Origin of the sequence: Capnocytophaga sp. oral taxon 335 str. F0486 (genome assembly GCF_000277665.1) — a bacterium.
In the GTDB taxonomy this organism is placed as follows: Bacteria; Bacteroidota; Bacteroidia; order Flavobacteriales; family Flavobacteriaceae; genus Capnocytophaga; species Capnocytophaga ochracea.
This window is the reverse complement of record NZ_AKFR01000022.1, coordinates 32350-53620: the sequence shown is the minus strand read 5'-3', so window position 1 is coordinate 53620 and position 21271 is coordinate 32350. Positions and strand designations below refer to the sequence as shown.

Genomic DNA, 21271 nt, shown 5'->3' with positions numbered 1-21271 from the left:
TATTGCCCGGTACGGTTACTTTACCTGTGTTTGGATCCATAGTCGGTACTTTGCTACCACTTGGATTATGAACCGTCATTGTTACATTACCACCAGGGCCTGCTGTTGGCGTTGTTACTCCGCCTATGCTATCGTTATCGAAAATGCTTGGCGTTGTTTGAGTGCTGGTGCTTGGCGTTACTGTAAGTGTTTCTGGCACTACTGTAAGACTGGCTGAACCTACGCTGATTACTACTGTTTGTGTTTGGCAGTTGCTGCTTGGGTTCAAGCTTTCACACTCTTTATAAGTAATGGTATATGTGCCTGACTTAGTTCCTGCTGGTACAGTTACTATACCTGTGTTTACATCTAAGGTTGGGGTTTTACCTCCTCCTATTGGCGTTGCTGGGGTAACCACAGTGATGGTTACGCTACCTGTTGGGCCTGCTGTTGGGGTATTGCCTCCTAAATTGTCGTTGGTAAGGATATTACCCGCTGTTTGGGTTGTTACTCCGTTACCTACTGTGAAGGTATCGCTTGCTACTGTAAGAGGTGTAGCTGCTAACTTAATAGTTGATGTTTTAGTAGTTACATTACCAAAGGTATCTTTTGCTACAAAGGTAACTGTGATAACGCCACCAGGTACAGTACAAAAGTCAGCTGGAGCATTATAGTTATTTGTAATAGTTGCTATTGCACCACAAGCATCGGTGGCAGTAGCCGTACCGAGCCAAGTGTTGATAGCTGTAGTAGCTGTAGTTGAGTTACACACTATATTCAAAGCAGATGGAGCATTGAAGGTAGGTGGAGTGGTATCGTTCACTGTAAGAGTAACAGTTACGAGGCCACTAGTACAGCCGTTGTTATTGATAGCTCGTACATAGGCTGTTGCAGTAGTACGAGTCGTTACATTCGTATTGATAGTAGGAGCTACAGTAGTGCTTGCAGTAGCTGTAGGGGTAGCATACCAACGCAAGGTAGTACCTACTGCAGGGGTTACATAATTATCAAACGATACAATATTACTATTTGCTGTAGGGCAAAGGGTAGTAGTACTGCTTACTGTTGGCATTGCCGCTGCAGTGTGTACAGTTACCACAGCAACTGTACTTGTGATAGTATTGCCACAAGTGATGGTAAATACCGCACGATAAGAAGCTGTTTGGTTATACGGACTATTATTAGTATTGAGCGTAAGAGTAGCCGTACCATTGTTAGTAGCTACCGCTGAACCTATATTCGTCCAAGCACCACCGCCCACTTGTTGTTGCCATTGATAATTAGTATTTCTTACAGAAGCTACCGCTGTGAGGGTAACAGTTTCGCCTTTACAAACTGTTTGAGGTACTGGGTTAGTAGTTACACTGAGGGTAGTAGGCGCTATAGAAGTAGGGCACAATTCTACTACATACCCACCTGCGCTACTGTTATCAGGGTCGGTAAGGGTAAGTTCGGTGAACGGTTTATCAGAGGTTACGACTACTTTTGCTTGAGTATACACATTGGCTTGGTGTGATACTTTTCCACCAGCTACGGTGAGTTTTCCAGCATCGGTACCACAACCTACTGCGTTTACTGCTACTGTGCCACCACAGTTTACTGCAAAGGTTACGCTATCGGCATTGGCAACACTAGGGTTACCTCCGAATCCTGAAAGCCATACTTGTACAGAGGTTACAGGTTTGCTAAATGTATACTTAATAGTTGCCTGTCCACCTTTCATTATAGGATAGCCTGCCAATATAGTGCTTTGGCACATCTGTCCTGAATCATAGGTATAGGCGTCAAAAAACTGTGGAGTTCCTGTAATAGTTCTGTTTACTGTTAGTCCTCCTATTTGTGCTGCTGCAGTAGCTGTTTTAGCAAACTGAGGTGAAGGGAAGCTAGTACAAGCTCCTCCTGCTTTACCTACTTCTACTAAATAGTTAGTAGTGAGGGTACAAGTACCGTTGGCTACTTGTGTAATTGCCAAGGTAGCCGTAGCAGTTTGTCCGTTGTGAGTTACGGTTAAAACTCCTCCTGGTGGTATAGAGGCAGCTGTACCTGTACCATTATTGAACTTATGTAGCAACTGCGTACCTGGAACACCTTTAATAGTATATACTACATTGGTTGCTCCTGTTTCATTGAGCGTTGCAGGAGTAGCATAAAACTCAGTAATGTTATTGAGTACTGAAGCTTTAGTAACAGTAAACTCATTAGAGTATACAGTTATATCATCGCATAAACCTACGAGGTCTACAGCATAGCGCACTCTGAACTTACCACCATTAGCCACATTGGCAGTATTAATAGTAAAGACACGAGTAGCCCCTACTTTTCTATTATTGCTATAGATTTGAGCAGCTCCTCCATTAGGGAGCACATAGGTTACCCAATTGGCAGAATTATCGGCTTTGTACTGCAATTCATAAGCGAATTTATTACCACTTCCATCATTAGCTATAGTACCTGTAGCTACTGTAGCTTGCGCATTGATAGTAAAGCTAGCATCTGTACATACTACTTTATCAGGATAAGTAGTAGGGTTGATAGTAAGCACATCGGTAACAGTGAGAGCTGTAAATTTAAATATATTAGAATAGCTTTCTCCACCGCCACATACTGAGGCATCGGAGGTATACTTCACTCGGTAATAACCTGTGTTAGAAGCTACATTTGCTATTGTAAAAGTCCTTTCTGCACCACCAGTTACAAGTGTATATTTCTGAGTGGAGAGGTCTGTCCAAGTAGCAGTATCGGTAGGACGGTATTGTAACTGATAAGTAACACCAGTTCCTCCCATACCTGTATTGAGGGTTGCTTTAGCCGTAATGGTAGTAGTACCTGTAGCACTTGCACATACAGCTACATCAGTATAAGCAGGTGCATTTATCGCGATGACTGAAGATACTGTGTTAGCTACCAATTTAGTAGCATTGGTAGTAAGCGACATCGTACCACAGAAACTACCGGCGTGGGTATAAGTATATGCTACACGGTATAGCGCATTGTTATCAGAAGTAGTAGGCGTAAAGCTATAGGTGACATTAGCACCTGAAGTTGCATTACCACTTTGTCCGCTTATATCGCTCCACGTAGTACCATTGTTAGTAGATTTTTGCCATTGGTAATTGAGACTACCACTGAAAGGACTAGCTAAAGTAGCTTGTGTAGTAAGGGTAGTGGTAAACCCAACACAAGCAGTAGTTGTAGCGGTAAGTTCCGTAGTAATAGTTACCGCATCGGTATTACCAGTACCTTGCTTTTTGATTGAAGCAGGGCAGAGTTCTACTAAGAAACCTCCTGCAGTACTATTATCATCGGTAATGGTAAGTTCAGTAAAAGGTTTAGTGGCAGTTACTTTTACTGCTAAATCTGTACCTATGAGATTATTTTCACTTACAGTAGTTCCATTAATCGTAGCTGTACCTTTACAATCAGCTACTAAACTCAGAGTAGGATTTCCGCAACCTGCGTTGATACTGAATTTAGCTTTATCAACAGTACCTACTGCTCCTTTTCCCATTATCAAGAGCCATACCTCTACATTATTCACAGGTTGGCTAAATTTATAAGTAACAGAAGTAATTCTATTATTTGCTTTTTGTAACCAAGGATAATTAGAATTAGCAGGATATACAGAACAATATTCTGTTGGATCGTTTAAACTACTTGTTAAGAAGTTATTAGGTGTTGTTCCACCTACATAGCTACGAGTAACAGTAATATTATTAATAGTATAAGTAGCATCATTAGTAGTTGCAAACAAGCTATTAGGCTTAGTTGTACAAAGACCATTATTAAAAGCTGCTGTTACTTGTACTTGTTTATTTTGAGTAATATTACAAGCTCCTTTTTGTACACGTGTTATTTTAAAAGTAGTAGCTTGTGAAGTAGGGAGGGTTACGGTTGCTACCCCTGAATTGTTAAGCCCCACTGTTTGAGGTGTACCTCCATTTACTTGATAAGTAACTGTAGCATTAGAAGTTCCTTCTATTCTATACGCTACATTGGTAGTAATTCCTTGTGTAACAGAAAGAGGAGTAGCTGTAAGTTTTGTTACTTTTGCTTCACTTACAGTTAAGGTAGCTACATTGGAGTAACGCACAATCTCTTCAGAGAACTCAGAAGGATTTTTATAAGTGTACTTAACCCTGATATTAGCTTGATCATAAGGTAATGTACCTAAATTAGCTTCTACAAAATTAATATTAGTACCACTTGTTTTATTATCTTGTGTTGCGATAGTTAGCCAAGAACTGCTTCCACTTTTCTTAGCTTGTAACTCATATTTAAAGGAACCTCCATTGAATTTTGAAGTAGCTTGCGCTTGATAAGAAGGAGGAACTCCTGTCATAGCATCCTCGCATACGCTTTGTGCTGTAAGAGTTTTATCTATTGTAAAAATATCATCATCAGTAGCTTTGACGATAGAAGTAGGACAAAGAGCCACCAAATAGCCCAATCCTGTACTTCCCATATCAGTAATGGTAATTCTACTAAAGGGCTTGCTCGAAGCTACTTTTATACCCACATCAGTAGTGAGTTTTCTATTAACACTCTCTACTACGTTATTATTGATCGTAGATACTATAGGATTACAATCATAACTTTTAGAAAGAGAGATAGCACCTCCTCCATTTACTTCAAATTTTGCTTTATCGAAGGAATTAACTTTTGTATTATCACCAAAGGCAAGTAAGAAAATCTCTGCACTTTTAACAGGAGTACTAAACTCATACACTATTTTCTTACTATCTTTTAGCAAAGGATCTTTGCTTGGATACGTTTTAGTTAAACCACAATAAGAACCAGAAAAAGAAGCAGATTTATTAACACCACTATCTGCTTTTCGAGTAACAGTCATTCCTGCGACAGAAACTGTTTGATTAGGAAAACTATTAAATGGGTCTCCTATAGAGGGTGAAGTACAAGAACTACTTTCTATAGGAGTAACAATAGATGCTAGACAAATTTCCACAAAGAAACCATAACCACCTGTTTGATTTGGCTTTTCTATAACTTGTAACACAAGCTCTGTAAAAGGCTCTGTAGAAGTAATCCCTATTTTAGCATCGGTAGTCTTATGATTTATAGATGATATTTCATTACCTGAGACAGTAACTAAATTATTCTCTCCACAAGTAGAACGTGCGTGTAAAGTTGCCGTTCCATTATTGGTTGTTATCTTTACCACATCTATATGAGGATAAGAACCCCATCCGGGCTTACGTGTTCCACTATAACCAAAAGCAGCTAAAAAAACTTCAGCATCTATTACGGGCTTACTAAACTTATAGGTAATTTTGCTTACCTTATTAGAGTCCATAAAAGGATACTTCTTATCTTTAAAAGCATTCTTACGAGATTTACCACAATAGGTTTCGTCACTTTGTGTGTCTCCAGGAATAGTTTCCTGATTAGAATACATAATCTTATCGCCGGCATTACCGCGTACCTCCAATATACGAGTTACTCTAATACCTTTAATATCAGCGTATTCTTCTACTCTTTTAGTAGTTTCGCTCACCTTTGTGTAGCTCACAGGTTCAGGCATAACATTACAAGATTGCACTTGTGCTTCTACCCCCTCAAAAGAGATTAAGAAAAATGTTATAGCTAATAGGATTTTAGTGATATTTTTCATTCTTGTTTTATAAAAAGACATTGTTAGTGATTATTTGGGTGCAAAATTAGTAAAGATTTTTTACATCTCTCTACACTAAGACAATAATTAACACAGTTTTAACAAACTTAGAGCTAAAAACAACTGTTTTTAATTCTTTTTAAATCTCTTTTTCTTTACACTTTCTACTCTTTACCTTTCCTTACTTGTGTAAAAAATAACACTGTTATATCTTCTGTTTCTGCTGTAATCTGTTTTCTCTTTCAAAGGGAGGTACGAGCTATAAGAAACGCACCTGCCGAGAGGAAAAAAGATAGCTTCGCTACAAAGAGTCTCGCACAGATTTCACGGAAGACACGGATTTTTCACAGACAAATTTTAGATGCTATTCATTTTATCCACAGAATTTAGCAACAAGTTGCTTAGATTTCACAGAAGTATACTGTAAAAAGGAACTGTAAATCAGAATTATATATTGAACGGACATTAACTCTTAATTTCGTATGTTTGCTCTATTTGCTAATCGTTTTGCTTGTTGTGTTACGACTTTTTTTGTATCTTTGTCCCCTCATTTCACTGTTAAAACTATGTTTCAAGGAGTACTTCAGAAAATGCTTACCGAATGGGCTGACCCCATACGGTATTACTTGCCAATGGAAGGCGATTTTGTGCTGATGAACCAACTCATCGGAAAGGAGATAACGCTCCAATTTGTGCGCTTTCAGTGTATGAATTGTGGGGAAAATAAGCCTATCTTCCGTCAGGGTTATTGCAAAGAGTGCTTTTTTGAAGTACCTCAAACTGCTGATTGGGTGATGCACCCCGAACTTAGCAAAGCGCATTTAAACATCGAAGAGCGCGATTTGGTTTATGAGCAACAAATGCAGTTGCAACCGCATTATGTGTATCTTGCCAATTCCAGCGACGTAAAAGTGGGGGTAACACGCAAATCACAAGCTCCAACCCGCTGGATCGATCAAGGAGCGCACGAAGCCCTTATACTTGCCGAAGTACCCAATCGCTATTTGGCAGGCATTGCCGAAGTCGCTCTTAAAGCTCATATAGCCGATAAAACTAATTGGCGCAAAATGCTCACCAACCAAATCACCCCCGTAGATTTACTGCGAGTAAAATTAGAGGTGCGCGACTTTGTCCCCGACCAAGTACAACCTTACATCACCGAAGATATCACCCCTTTGCATATTCATTTCCCCGTAGAAAAATACCCTACCCAAGTGCGCTCTCTGCAACTGGTGCAAACCCCTACTTATAGTGGTAAACTAATGGGCATCAAAGGGCAATACCTTATTTTTAGGGACAACACCGTCTTTAATGTGCGAGGTAACGAAGGACTGGTGATTCAATTAACAATTGACAATTGACAATTGATAATTTAAAAAAAAGCTCAGTGGGCTTGTTTTTTTATCTAACAAAAACAAGTGTATTCCCTTCTGAAAACTTTTCTGAAAACGCATATCCATCAGCGTTAAACCCTTTCAAATCTTCTACTGAGCGAATCTCGTTTTCTGCTAAAAAACGCACCATACGACCCCGCGCTTTCTTCGCATAAAAACTAACGACTTTCAGCGTATCTCCCTTATAATCTTTGAAGATAGGTGTAATCACGGGCACTTTTAGCTTTGTGGTATCAATTGCTTTAAAATATTCTTCACTGGCGAGATTGATAAACAATTCTCCTCCTTGTAATTCGCCGTTCAATGCCTGAGTGATTTTGTCTTTCCAAAAAGCATATAGATTTGTAGCCTTCCCTACGGGTAGTTTGATACTCATTTCCAACCGATAAGGTGCGATAAGGTCTAAGGGTTTAAGCAGTCCGTACAATCCCGAGAGAATACGCAAAGACCTTTGTAACTTATCAATTTGCGTTTCAGAGAGTGAATAGGCATCGAGTCCCTCATACACATCACCATTGTAAGCAAAGAGCGCCGGACGTGCATTTTGTGGGGTAAAAGGCAATGAAAGCTGTTGGTGTCGTTGCCAATTTAGGTCGGCGAGTTTTTGGGAGATATGCATCAGGTTTATAAGTTGCTTTGGAGAGAGTGCTTTAAGGGCAGTGCTTACCTCGCCAATTTCCTTTGGGAAAATAGCCGAAGAGTGTACGGTAGTAGGTAGGGCTGATGTTTCGTTAATGGTTTTGGCGGGAGAGATAACGATTTTCATAGTGATATATAATTAACGGGGCAAAGTTACAAAACAATTGACAATTCGCAATTGATAATTGACAATTGAATAGGGGTGAGACATTTGATAGACTTTAAACAAACCTTAAACGGAACTATGATGGTTTTACAGTGGGACTTCAGTGGGTCTACAGTGGCTCTACAGTGGGTCTACAGTGGGTCTACAGTGGCTCTACAGTGGCTCTACAGTGGCTCTACAGTGGCTCTACAATGAAGACTAACCAAAGATTAATAGAATACTAATAGAACTTACAATGTTGTTACTATCAACTGTATCTCTCGTTCTGTGGGTCGAACTTGTCCGACCTAAAATAATTAACTACTATTTTTCATTGTTATTTAAAAAGAAATGCTTATCTTTGCGCGAATAAACACCCGTGTAACTTACACTATGAAATACATTATTACCCTTATGGGATTATTTACTTTTGGAATGACTCACGCTCAGATTCAGCGTGTAGAACCACCTTTTTGGTGGGAAGGAATGCACTACAGCCAAGTGCAGGTATTGCTCTATGGCAAAAATATCGCTCAGTACAATGTGGAGAGCGATTTGCCTATTGTAAACATACTGAAAACAGAAAACCCTAACTATCTGTTTGTAACCGTCGATACCAAAGATAAAAAAGCGGGCAACTATACCATTTCGCTATTGCAAAAGAAAAAGAAAGTGGGCAGTGTTCGCTACGAATTAAAAGCGCGTCGTGAGGGCTCGGCTTACCGCAAGAGTTTCGACAGTAGCGATGTGGTTTACCTGATTATGCCTGACCGCTTTGCCAATGGTAAACCCGACAACGATTCGCACCCCGCACTTACTGATAAGCTCAACCGCTCAGATTCTTTCGGTCGTCACGGGGGCGACATTCAGGGGATTATCGACCATTTGGATTATATACAATCCTTAGGAGCTACGGCTATATGGAGTACGCCCTTATGTGAGGACAACGAACCACAACACTCTTATCACACTTATGCCCAAACCGATGTGTACAAAATAGACCCCCGCTATGGTACTAATGAAGAGTACCGACAGCTCTCAGAGGCTTTGCACAAGCGCGGTATGAAGCTCATCAAAGATTATGTAACTAACCACTGGGGCAGTCAGCATTGGATGCTGAAAGACTTGCCTTGCTACGACTGGTTACACCAATTTCCTGGTTATGGACAGAGCTCTTTTAGGATAACTACTCAGATGGACAGCAATGCCTCGGACTGGGACAAAAAGTACTGCGAAAAAGGTTGGTTTGCGCGTTCTTTGCTCGACCTCAACCAAGCGAACCCATTGGTATTAAACTACCTCACCCAGAACGCGATTTGGTGGATAGAATACGCCGACCTCGACGGTTTGCGTGTGGATACTTATCCGTATAACGACAAAGCAGGCATTGCCCAATGGACGAAAGCCATTACTGATGAATATCCTTATTTCAACATTATGGGCGAGGTATGGCTTACTCAAAGCGCACAAGTGTCGTATTGGCAAAAGGATAGCCCTATCAGTGCGATACAAAGCTATAACACCCACCTGCCTACGGTAATGGACTTCCCGCTCTTCGATGCAATAGGCGAGGCTTTCCGTACTACACCTTCGTGGAACAAAGGTATGATGCAACTCTACGACAACTTTGCGAACGACTTTCTGTATAAAGACATCAACAATCTGCTCATCTTTGCAGAAAATCACGATACGGCACGTATCAATCACGTATATCCTAAGATAGAGGATTATAAGATGATTATCACATTGCTGGCAACGGCACGAGGCATTCCACAATTGTACTACGGTAGTGAGATAGCAATGGGAGGCGACAAGAGCAAAGGCGATGGCGATATACGTCGGGATTTCCCTGGTGGCTGGGCAGGCGATGCGCAGAACGCTTTTAGCGCTTCGGGGCGTACGGCTACCCAGAAAGAGTATTACGATTTTACGGCTAAGCTCTTCAACTGGCGTAAGGACAAAGCCGTAATTCACTACGGGAAGACCAAGCAATACTTGCCTGAAAACGAAGTGTATGTCTATTTCCGCTACAATGATACCGAGACCGTAATGGTAGTGCTCAACAACAGCGAAAAGAGCCAAACGCTCCACCTAAACCGCTTTGCCGAGAGTTTGGCGGGATTTTTGAGGGGGAGAGATATTATCTCGGGGAAAGAGGTCTCTCTGAGTGGTGACACTTTAGAAATATCTGCTAAAACTCCTATGCTCATTGAATTAAAATAACAAAGGTATATGATGAAAGAACCTATTAGTTTAGATACAGCATTACAGATTGTAGGCTCATTAAAAGTAAGGGCTATTAAGGAAAAATCTACTTTAACTAATTTGGTAGAGAAGGATGCGTTAGACCAAAAAATTAAAATGTATTTAAAGGAAGAAAAAATGTTATATGGTACTGATGATATGGCAAGGCTTTCTGTTATGGATAAAGTAGTACATTATTATAGTCCGCTAATAAAACAAATGAATGGAGTACTATAAAGTTGAGGATATTTTTGAAAGAGAGAAAACAGACCTTTTATCAGGTTTAAAATCTCAAGAAAATCCTATTGCCTTTATATTAGGAGGACAGCCTGCATCAGGAAAGAGTGGGCTAGCAAAAGCTATCCTAAGACAATTTCCTGACAAAGATTTTCTTTTTGTAAATGGAGATATTTACAGAGAGTTTCATCCTAAGGCTAATGAGCTTATAAAATATCCTGAGAGATACTCAACAGAGACGCAAATATTCTCTAACTTTTTTACAGAAGCACTCATACAAGAGGCTATTATCCATAAATACAATATCATTGTAGAGGGTACTATGCGCAATCCTGAAGTACCTTTGCGTACGGCATTGGCTTTTAGAGAAAACGGTTTTAATGTAGAAGCTTTTGCGATTGTAGCTCCTGCACTCTTTACCGAATTAGGTTTTTATTTGCGCTATCAGGAAGAAAAAGATTTTCAAGGATACGGGCGATTGTCAGATAAAAATTCCCACGACAGAGCAGTAGAAGGCTTACTTCACTCATTAGACCGTTTGTACAACGAAAAGGCAGTAGATAAAATACATCTTTACAATTATCAAGCTGAAAGACATTTAGAAACTTTCTCATTGAGGGAACAGCAATGGGATATAAATATTTTGCCTTCTACAGAAGTTATAAAAGCAAGGAGACAACAATTTCAGGATAAGACACTTCGTTTGCAACTGATAGCACGAGCTTACTCTGTTATACCGCGAATGTCCCCACCTATAAAAGCTATAGTAGAAGCACTTATAGAGCAGTTAAAAGACTAAAGAATGAAAAACATCATTACAATAGGATTGCTAATAGGGTGTGTGTTCTTTGGGAAAGCACAGAGCGAGGCGGATAAATGGCTAAAAGCAGTATCGGCACAACAAGGTATTGCCATTGAGTGGCAGGAGCGCAAAACCTCTCTTGCCTCAGAGGGTATTCGCTCTTTTGTGGGTTACTACCAAGACAATTTTGTAGCGACTCTTTCGGTAGGAGGACAGAGCGTGTCGGGGAGTTTTCACTATGGAGATTCCTCGTATGAGATAAACGAGCAAAAAGGACAATTGGTCTTTTCGCCTAATAAAGATTTCCGATGTGGCACCACCGATACACCTCATTCGCACCTAAGCCTTTCGACAGCACGCCCCGCAATATTAGCCGAAGAAACCGCTCCTACCATTGCCAACACACAAACACTAAGGGTATACCGTTTGGCAATGCATATCCCTTATAGCACATTCAGTACAGGACACTTAGAGAAAAACATACAGAAAGTAAAAACGTTTTGGGCAGATACTGAAAACTTCCTAAATGAAGTGTACCTACGCGATTTGGGAGTGCGTTTTGAATTAGTAAACGATGAGCGTCTTATCATTAAAGATGAAAAAGATGAGACTTTTGCAAGCTATCGTGATGCTAGTTACGTTAAGGATAATTCAACAAGGATTATCAATGAACTTATAGGAGAAAATAGTTATGACGTGGGTATCTCTCTTGCGTATACCGCTTCCTTAAAAAAAGGAGTCAGAGGATTGGCTTATCTTAAAGGTGTTTATCAGGCTAATACCAAAGCTGATGCCGTAGCAGTACTTACCAAAGAAGTCATAGCTCACGAGATAGGACACTTATTCGGAGGGAGACACACTTTTGGTAGCTATAAGGGCTCAGAAGCTTACGATAGTGAAAAGACAGAGTATGACAGAGGTACTTCGGTGATGAGCTATGGCAGTCCGCGTGACTTTTTCTCGCTGTCGAGCATTCAGCGCATACGGGAACTATTGACAAGAGTCCCCGTGAAAGCTCACGACAAGACTTTCACTACTCAAGCCCCTCGCATAGACCACAGCAAGATTAAAAGTCATTATACTATTCCCAAGGGTACTTTCTTTCAATTCAATATCCCCGCTATCGACCCCGATAGTGCAGAACTGCTATACACCGTAAACCAACACGATGTACGCAATGGTGATGAAACCCCTATAACGCAATACATTATCTACAAACCTACTCCTGCTAACCCTGTAACTATTAAAACAGAGTATCACAAAGACTCAGGTAGTGTAATAGCCAATAGTGGCTTAGCACAACAAACTACGGGTACTTTTACCTTTTGGTTGGGAGTGAGCGATGCCCCACTCCAACCGTCAGCCGACTATATAGTGCAATACGATTTGGCTGAAACCAAAGTAACGGTAAAAGACGGTACCCCCTTCAAAATTACGACTACCCCAAAAAACGAATACAAAGGAGGCGCTCAACTCACCCTTAGTTGGAATGTAGATAATACTATTTTCAAAGACACCAAAGTGCGTATTCTGCTCTCAGATGATTTAGGCAAGACGTTTAAACATATGGTAGTAGCAGAAGCTGATAACAACGGCAGTAAAGAAATTACCTTGCCTAATATCAGCACTACCCAAGCCGTCTTAAAAGTAGAAGTAATCGATGGTTTAGCCTTTGATCTTACTAACTACAACCCTAAAAGCGGTGGTTTTACTATTGAAAAGAACCCTGCTCTCCCCGAACCTCTTCTTTGGGCATCACTTCCTAATCATCTGACCCTTTCGTGTGAGCAATCTATTCCAGCGGTAACACTTCCTACTGTTACAGGTGGTTGTAATCCTGTGGTTACCCTTCAAAAAGAAGAACGCATCGGAGGCAATTGTGACTATACTTATATTATCAAACGCATTTTTATAGCTACTGACACTTGTAACCAAACGCTTACTTATACTCAAACTATTAGCGTAACAGATAAAACTCGCCCCACTTTTGTAGAGGCTTTACCCCAAAATATGAGTATTAAAGAAGGCGAAATGACCCCTACCCAAGTAACGCTTACTGCTACTGATAATTGTGGCACCGCTACTGTTACGCCTTCTCATAAAGAAGTAAAAACTAATGGAAAAATCTCTCAGCTTATCTATATGTGGGAAGCCAAAGATGCTTGTGGCAATGTTACTACCCACCAGCAAATTATTACCATTGTGTCTAAAACAACTCCTATACCTCTCACTTGGGCAACACTTCCTAACAATATAACCGTCAATTGTGCCAAAGCTATTCCCGCTGTGCAAACCCCCACCACACAAGGAGGTTGTGCTAAGGTAGTGATTAGTCGCGCCGACAAGGAACTCAACAAGCAATGCCTTAACAACTTCACGTTAGAGCGTACTTTTACCGCTTCCGATGGTTGCACGACTCTTACCCATACCCAGCGCATTACCGTAGCCGATACTACCCCACCTACTTTTGTAGGGACTTTACCTCAAAACCTCACGATTAAAGAAGGGACACCCGTCCCCCAACAACAGAGTATTTCAGCAGAAGATACTTGTGCAGGACAACCTACCGTTACAATGTCTCCAAAAGAAGAAACTCTCACTAACGGAAAGCTCTATAAAGTTGTTTATAAGTGGGTAGCGCGTGATGTGTGTGGCAATGAAAGAGTGCATACGCAAACCATTATTATTACCCCAGTAATACCACAACCACCTACACCGCCAATAGTTCCTTCTGTTAAAGAAGTGGTGATTTACAATGCTGTTTCTACTGAAAAAGGCTCTGATAACTATTTCAGAATAGAAAATACAGATGAAAACCGACCTATTACCTTACTTATTTTTGATGAAATGGGCTTGAAAGTATATGAAAGTAACCATTATCAACAAAAAGGTGAATATTTTAGAGGCTATCCTAATGTAAAAGGAGTGATAGGTAGCAAACGCTTAGCAGGTACTTATTTCTATGTGGTTACCTACTATTTCAAAGGACAGCAAGAAACAAAAAAGGGATTCCTATACATAAGATAACTTGTTAATTTTTGCTTGCTATTTGTTAATTGTTTTGTACCTTTGCGCCGTTTTTTAAAACCAAACTAATGAAACATATACTACGCTACTTACTTTGGCTATGCCTAAGCATAGAGGTAGCCAATGCACAAACTAATATCCAAAGTGTTATAGCTCTTTTTGCTGAAAAACCTTCTGTAGAATGGGCACCTCCTATTCCTAACTCACCTTCTATGCTCGTACAATGGCAAGCGCGAACTACTTCTAAGGAATTTCGCTCGTTTGTAGGTTACTACCAAGAGCATTTTGTAGGCGTTATCAGCTTTGACAAACAGCAGTTAAGCGGTGAATTGTTTCACAGAGGAAAGTCCTATGTATTGGGAACTTCTCCCCAAGGAATGCTCACTGTAGAGGCAGTAACCGATGAACACGATTGTGGTGCGAGTTTTTTGGGAAAACAAGCCCTCACTGCCCGCAATTTCTTTCCCGAAGGCAATGAAGATAAGAACGACCCTCCTATCGAACAACCCGAGATTTACAATTCACTTTATCCTAAAGCGCTCATCCACACCGATGGTGTGTTCAGGCACTACCGCTTGGCAATACCGGTAGATTACAGCATTTACAATTCGGCATATTTTAATAGAAATGTAAATAAAATCAAAGCGTTTTGGTATGCTACCGTTGCCTTTATGAATGAGTTATATCGCAATGATGTGGGGGTGGATTTTACTTTGGTAGATGATGAGGCACTTATTTTTACTACTGAAGAAAATCATTTATTCCGCAGAAGGGAAGCTGCTAATGAAGTGGTAAACAACGGTACTATCACTCTCAACAAACGTTACGATAAAAACAAATACGATATAGCAATTATCCTCACCGATTATCGCGAAAGGTACAATGGCTTGGCGATGGTCTATGCTGCTTATGAGCAACACAACAAAGCTAATGCGGCAGCACGCCCTATAAAACCTTCTACCATTGCCCACGAAATAGGACATATGTTTGGTGCAGACCATACATTTTCTAACGGAGGACAGTATTCTAGCAAAACTGAAACAGGCTCGGGTCAGTCGATTATGAGTTATGGACACGAGCACCCACGCGATTTCTTTTCGCTCGTAAGTTTGCAAGAAATACGCAAATTCTTGGGTAACTCTATGGCCTATTACGCTGATGAAACACGTACCCAAGAGGCAGGTAAACGCGTAGAGGGCACAGGTTCTAACCTTGTTTATGGAGTAAAGAGCAACAACCGCCCCCCAGTGCTTGATAGAAAGCATTTAAAGAAAACTTATACCATACCCGAAGAAACATATTTTCAATTCTATCTCAACGCTACCGACCCCGAAGGCGATGCGCTTACTTATATAGCTCACCCTGCTGATAGGCGTTTTCACTCTACCAAATCTAACGCTCGTTTTATCACCTACAAAGGAAAATCTGATGGTAATATACGCTTTGAAACTACTTGGTTTGAGAGTGAACGCAATACCTTTGTACCCATAGGAGCTGCCGATTCTTACAAAGAAGGTACTTTCACCTTTTGGTTAGCTGCTGCCGATCATAACAAAGACAATAGTAACCACGTAGTGAAATACGATGTAGAAGAGGTACAAGTGAAAATAGTCAAAGGTAAACCTTTTGAAATACAGAATTTCGACAATGGTAGTAGGGAGCAGAACAAGACCTACAAAGGAGGTCAGACAATTTCGCTTCATTGGCAGGTAGACGAGGCTATTTTTACCAAAGATAGTAAGGTGCGTATCCTTTTGTCAACCGACTCTGGTAAAACCTATAAGTATGTATTGAAAAAAGAAGTAGCTAATAATGGCACTTGCCAAGTAGAGCTTCCCAATATATCCGTAGGTACTACTCGCGGACATTTTGGCAAACAAAGAGGACAAGGCATCATCAAAATAGAAGTAATCGATGGCTTGGCTTATGCATTGTCTTGTACAAAGCCTTATCACGTAGGAGGTTTTATGATACAAAAAGACCCTACAAAACCTGAAACTACGCCAGAACCAGAACCTCAGCCTCAACCACAGCCCAACCCGCAACCTCAACCTCAACCCCAACCACAGCCTAGCCCACAACCTCAACCCAGTCCGTCAGACTCTTCTGACTCATCAACATTACCTAATGCAACAGCAATCATATACAATGCTGTCTCAACTACTAACCCCGAGAACTATTTTAAAATAGAAAATGCTGACGAAGATCGCCCTATCTCGGTGCACATCTTCGATGAAATGGGACTCAAAGTATACGAGAACAACTATTACGGCAAAAACGGTGAAGTGTTTAGGGGCTACTCTAATCTAAAAACTATAAGTAACAAACCTCTTGCAGGTACTTATTTCTATATAGTTACCTATTATAAAGATGGTAACTTAGAAGAAAAGAAAGGATTCCTATATGTAAGGTAATCGGAATTCTTACCTGTTACCTAATACTAACGACTAATAACTAACAACAAATGAAAATATCACGACTTTTACTACTCTGGTTCTTCGTAGCAGGAACCATAAATGCACAACAAAAAGCTACTGAGGTGATACGCCTTTTTGGTACAAACTCCTCAGTACAATGGAATGTTCCTATCGAAGGAAAATCTGTATCGCTCGACTGGCAAGCACGCCCCAATAGCCTTGCCCAAGAAGGCTTCCGCACTTTTGTTGCCTATCACAATGGCAATTTTGCAGGAACACTCTCAATGAATAAAAATACCCTATCAGGTGAAGTATGGCACGACGGTCATTCTTATTTCATCAACACTGAAAACGGAATACTGAAAGTTACTACCGATAAAGAACACTTCGCTTGTGGCACTTGCGCCGATGGGCAATGTTCCCAAGCTACAACGCCCACTTCCCAAAGACTACCTATGCAGCTTGCGCCTGCTAATACGACGGCTGCACGTGGGGCAATACTGCACGAAGAGGCACTTCCGTCTGACGACAAAAGAGTGCTTTACAATACCAATGTACTCAGAACCTATCGTTTGGCAATGCTCATCGATTACAGTTTCTACAAAGAACGTTGTTATGGTGATATAAATAAGGTAAAAGAATTTATGACAAAAGTAGAGGCAGGGCTCAACGAGGTATGCGGTAGAGAGATTGGTTGTCAATTTGCTTTGGTGAACGACCCTCGTCTTATCATCACTACTAAAGACAAAGAAATATACGATCATCCTGTGGTGAGAGAGGTATTGAATAGAGCGACTTCAGATTTTAATAACCTTATAGGCGAAGAGAATTACGATGCAGGTATTGTCTTTTCTATATACAGTGATAACCGTGGTTTGGCGCATTTGGGTGAAATTACAGGAAAGCTAAAAGGAGGCTGTATCGCCAATCACGAGTTTTATATCATCCTTCACGAATTAGGACACTTATTAGGCTCCGCACACACTTTTACCATAGGAGGGGCAACAGCTTCTTCTCATACCGAGCCCGATAGAGGGAACTCTATTATGAGCTATATCAACGACCCTAATGGCACATATTTCTCACTTCCTTCTATATACACCATCCGCAACCGTACCAATTTGCACGATGCTTATTATAGCGATAAAGCCCGTACTCAGTTGGTAGGCTTGCCACAGGACAATATCCCTTACGGTGAAGTTTCTACTAACCGTGCCCCTGTGATCCAACGTTCTATTTTGAAAAAGGAATACAAACTCCCCAAAAATACTTACTTTCAATTCAATATAGAAGCAACCGACCCCGATGGCGACCCCCTTCTCTATATGGCACACCAAGCCGATTTTAATCAATTTGGCAAAGCGCGTTTCCCTTCTAATCGCCCTACCGAGAGCAATCATATAGAGTTCTATCGACCCTATAGAAAAAATGAATACAATGAATGGAAACCTGTTCCTTATAAGTTCACAGGTGAAAACGAAACTGGCGTTTTCACTTTTTGGTTAGGCGTATCCGACGGTAAAATAGGAGCTTACAAAGACGGAAAACCTCACGTAGCGCTCTATGATGTCTATGAAACCAAAGTAAATATAGTAGAAGGTAAGCCTTTTAGGATAACTAATATAACTAAAAGCAGTGCCGGAAGATTTAAATATGGTAAAGAAACTACTATCTACTGGGATGTTGATAAGAATGTTTTTGGCAACGATAGTAAGGTGCGTATACTCTTCTCTGAGGATAACGGCAAGACCTACAAATATGTATTAGCTGATGGAATACCAAACAACGGACAAGCTACGGTCATTTTCCCTACACAAGCTAAAGGGTGGAAAAATTATAATCTTTTTGTAGAAGGACTCTTTAAAATAGAAGTACTCAATCATATTGCCTATGCTGTGAGCACTGACACCCCAGGCACTTTGGATATGCACACCCCTGACATTACCTTTAAAAATTTGCCTGAGCCTGTGATAACTGTTAAAAAGAATGCTATTCCCGAAAAACCTAACGTTACTGCCGAATCTCATTATTGTGGTGCTAATAAAAAAGCTGAGGTAACTTTTTCAGAAGAAGACCATACTACCTATTTATTGCGCAAATGGGTAGCAAAAGATAAATGCAACTATTCTGCTACAGCACAGCAATTTATCTATTACGAAAAAGAACCACCTACTAAAACCTTACGATTTGTAGCTCCTCTTCCTGAGGATAAACACGTACAATGCAGAGGCGATATTCCTGCCAAAGCTGAAGTAAAAGCAGAGGGAGCCGATAACATTCACATAGACTATGAAGAAGAGTTTAGAGAAGGTGACCGTAAGTCCTACAAACTCACTCGCTCTTGGATAGCCTATGCCGATGGAGCTTTGCCTATCCGCCATACCCAACAAATTTTCCTCAGGGACACTCAAAAACCAGTGCTCTCGTCTTACCCCCCAAGTATGACCGTAAAGAGCGAAGCCGATGTACCTGTAAGAGAAAACCTCACTGCAACCGATAATTGTGATGGGGCTTTACAAGTAGTGTCTAGCCAAAGCAATGAAACCAAAGACGGTAAAAAAATAATACGCTATGTCTGGTTTGTAGAAGATAGTGCTCATAACGAAAACCGTTATGAACAAGTAATCACTATTAATCCTAACGCTCAAAATCCTCAACCACAGCCACAACCACAGCCTCAACCCCAACCCCAACCCAATCCACAACCACAACCACAACCACAACCCCAACCCAACCCGCAACCACAGCCTCAGCCACAACCCCAGCCACAACCACAACCACAGCCTCAACCTCAACCGCAACCTAATCCGTCCGACCCGTCCAAATCACCCTCTGCGGCACTTATAATATATAATGCTGTCTCAACCACTAACCCCGAGAACTATTTCAAGGTAGAAAATGCCGATGAAGATCGCCCTATCTCATTACTTATTTTTGATGAAATGGGCTTAAAAGTGTACGAAAATAACCACTATCAGCAAAATGGTGACTATTTCAGAGGCGACCCTAACGTAAAAGGAGTGGTAGGTAGCAAACGCTTAGCAGGTACTTATTTCTATGTGGTTACCTACTATTTAAAAGGACAACAACAAACCAAAAAAGGAATTTTATACGTAAAATGATACTACTAAAAATATAATTGATGAATGAATAAGATAGATATTTTATTACTGGTAATTCTGGCTTTCGGAGCTTTACGTGGCTTTATGCGAGGGGTTATCATCGAAATGGCATCGCTATTAGCTATTGTGATAGGTATCTATGGGGCGATACACTTTTCGTTCTTTACAGCCTCGTTGTTGGACAAGATTCTACCTGCCGAAAAGCAAACCTTGGAGATTTTTGCATTTGGTATTACTCTCATTGTATTAATGCTGGGGGTAATGCTCTTAGCTAAAGTTCTTACCCAGATGCTCAAAATTGCCGAACTCGGTCTTCTGAACCGTTTAGCAGGAGCCTTGTTTGGCTTACTCAAAGTGGCTGTAATTGCAGGGTCGATGTTCTTGTTTTTAGAGCGTACCTTTCAAACCGAAAAATGGCTCTCAGCCTCCGCTTTGAGTGAATCTCTTCTGTACAAACCCGTAAAGAGTATCAGTCAAGTAGTATACGCCAATGTATTTCCCGAGAAAGAGAAAAAAGAAGAGAAAAGTGAATAGTAAATGGAAGGGTTAGTCTATAAATCTACAGGAAGCTGGTATACAGTGAAGGACGCCGCTACGGGGCAATTCTACGAGTGTCGTATCAAAGGCAAATTTCGCCTAAAAGGCATTAAGAACACAAATCCCATAGCTGTGGGTGACCGCGTGCTCTTTCGTTTGGAAGAGAGCAACAGAGGCGTCATTACCGAGATAAAAGAACGCGATAACTACATCATTCGTAAATCGGTAAACCTCTCTAAGCAAACTCATATCATCGCTTCCAATATCAACCTCGCTTTTTTGGTAGTAACCCTCAACAATCCGCCTACCTCTACTACTTTCATCGACCGTTTTTTGGTAACTGCCGAAGCCTATGGCATCAAAACCGTATTGCTTTTTAACAAAGTAGATACTTATACAGAAGACGAGCTCTCCGAAGTGAAATACCTCGCTTCAATATACCGCAAGGCAGGTTATGAATGTATAGGTATTTCGGCTACTACGGGCAAAAATATCGATAAGGTAAAAGCTACTATGGAAGGAAAAACCTGCGTGGTATCAGGGCATTCTGGTGCGGGCAAGTCTACTCTCATCAATGCCATAGCTCCCAATTTACATCTCAAAACTGCCGAAATCTCTCAGCAACATCAGCAAGGTCAGCACACTACCACTTTTGCCGAGATGTTCGATTTACCTTTTGGGGCACGCATTATTGATACTCCAGGTATCAAAGGCTTTGGTATGGTAGAAATCGAAAAAGAAGAACTCACCGACTATTTTCCCGAGTTTTTCGCTCTCAAACACCAATGTAAGTTCAATAACTGTCTCCATACCGATGAACCCCAATGCGCTGTAAAAGCAGCCTTAGACCGCGATGAAATCGCTTGGTCGCGCTACAAAAGCTATCTCCAAATCCTAAAAGGCGAAGAAAGCGTATACCGAGAAGGCGAAGGAGAGTAACGTAAAAAACAATATTAAAATAAAACACCTCCCTCTTACAAACAACAGACCTCCTATTGGAGGTCTGTTTTCTTTCGTTTTATTTCTGTGTAAATGCCCTTTATAGCAGTTTGAAAATCAAATCTTTATATAGCTATCCTATACCAATCGTCCAAGATTC

11 protein-coding genes are annotated in these 21271 nt (G+C 40.8%); 9 read left to right on the top strand and 2 right to left on the bottom strand.

Going from position 1 to position 21271, the window contains the following annotated elements; genetic code table 11:
• Positions 1-5608 (bottom strand): beta strand repeat-containing protein (locus tag HMPREF1320_RS04590; protein ID WP_009417564.1); only part of this gene is annotated, 5608 nt, incomplete at its 3' end.
• A 566-nt stretch (positions 5609-6174) separates the two neighbouring features.
• Between HMPREF1320_RS04590 and HMPREF1320_RS04585 the strand changes: the two genes are divergently transcribed.
• Positions 6175-6969 (top strand): DUF2797 domain-containing protein, encoded by a 795-nt coding sequence (locus tag HMPREF1320_RS04585; RefSeq protein WP_009417561.1) that lies wholly within the window; start codon positions 6175-6177, stop codon positions 6967-6969.
• Between the two features lie 40 nt (positions 6970-7009).
• On the opposite strand, the gene yaaA is transcribed toward HMPREF1320_RS04585, so the two are convergent.
• Entirely contained in the window at positions 7010-7768 is a 759-nt protein-coding gene (gene yaaA / locus HMPREF1320_RS04580; protein WP_009417575.1) for a peroxide stress protein YaaA, read from the bottom strand.
• A gap of 369 nt (positions 7769-8137) precedes the next feature.
• On the opposite strand from yaaA, the gene HMPREF1320_RS04575 reads away from it, so the two are divergent.
• The 8 genes from HMPREF1320_RS04575 to rsgA all read left to right on the top strand — a co-directional run bounded on the left by HMPREF1320_RS04575 (position 8138) and on the right by rsgA (position 21111).
• Positions 8138-10009 carry a glycoside hydrolase family 13 protein gene (locus tag HMPREF1320_RS04575; RefSeq protein WP_009417588.1) on the top strand — a complete coding sequence of 624 codons (1872 nt, stop codon included), beginning with the start codon at positions 8138-8140 and terminating at the stop codon, positions 10007-10009.
• A gap of 12 nt (positions 10010-10021) precedes the next feature.
• Complete coding sequence (locus tag HMPREF1320_RS04570) at positions 10022-10267, top strand: hypothetical protein (RefSeq protein ID WP_009417563.1); 246 nt, start codon at positions 10022-10024, stop codon at positions 10265-10267.
• On the top strand, positions 10254-11066 hold the full coding sequence (locus HMPREF1320_RS04565) for a zeta toxin family protein (protein ID WP_009417579.1): 813 nt from the start codon (positions 10254-10256) through the stop codon (positions 11064-11066). Before HMPREF1320_RS04570 ends, HMPREF1320_RS04565 begins: the two co-directional genes overlap by 14 nt.
• Before the next feature lie 3 nt (positions 11067-11069).
• Complete coding sequence (locus tag HMPREF1320_RS04560; protein ID WP_009417585.1) at positions 11070-14096, top strand: reprolysin-like metallopeptidase; 3027 nt, start codon at positions 11070-11072, stop codon at positions 14094-14096.
• Positions 14097-14164: 68 nt separating this feature from the next.
• Entirely contained in the window at positions 14165-16510 is a 2346-nt protein-coding gene (locus tag HMPREF1320_RS04555) for a reprolysin-like metallopeptidase (protein ID WP_009417559.1), read from the top strand.
• 50 nt (positions 16511-16560) lie between these two features.
• Positions 16561-19635: a reprolysin-like metallopeptidase gene (locus tag HMPREF1320_RS04550; RefSeq protein ID WP_009417560.1), complete on the top strand. Its 3075-nt coding sequence runs from the start codon at positions 16561-16563 to the stop codon at positions 19633-19635.
• A 24-nt stretch (positions 19636-19659) separates the two neighbouring features.
• Positions 19660-20169 (top strand): CvpA family protein, encoded by a 510-nt coding sequence (locus HMPREF1320_RS04545; protein WP_009417566.1) that lies wholly within the window; start codon positions 19660-19662, stop codon positions 20167-20169.
• A gap of 3 nt (positions 20170-20172) precedes the next feature.
• Entirely contained in the window at positions 20173-21111 is a 939-nt protein-coding gene (rsgA, locus tag HMPREF1320_RS04540; protein WP_009417557.1) for a ribosome small subunit-dependent GTPase A, read from the top strand.
• Positions 21112-21271: the final 160 nt, after the last annotated feature.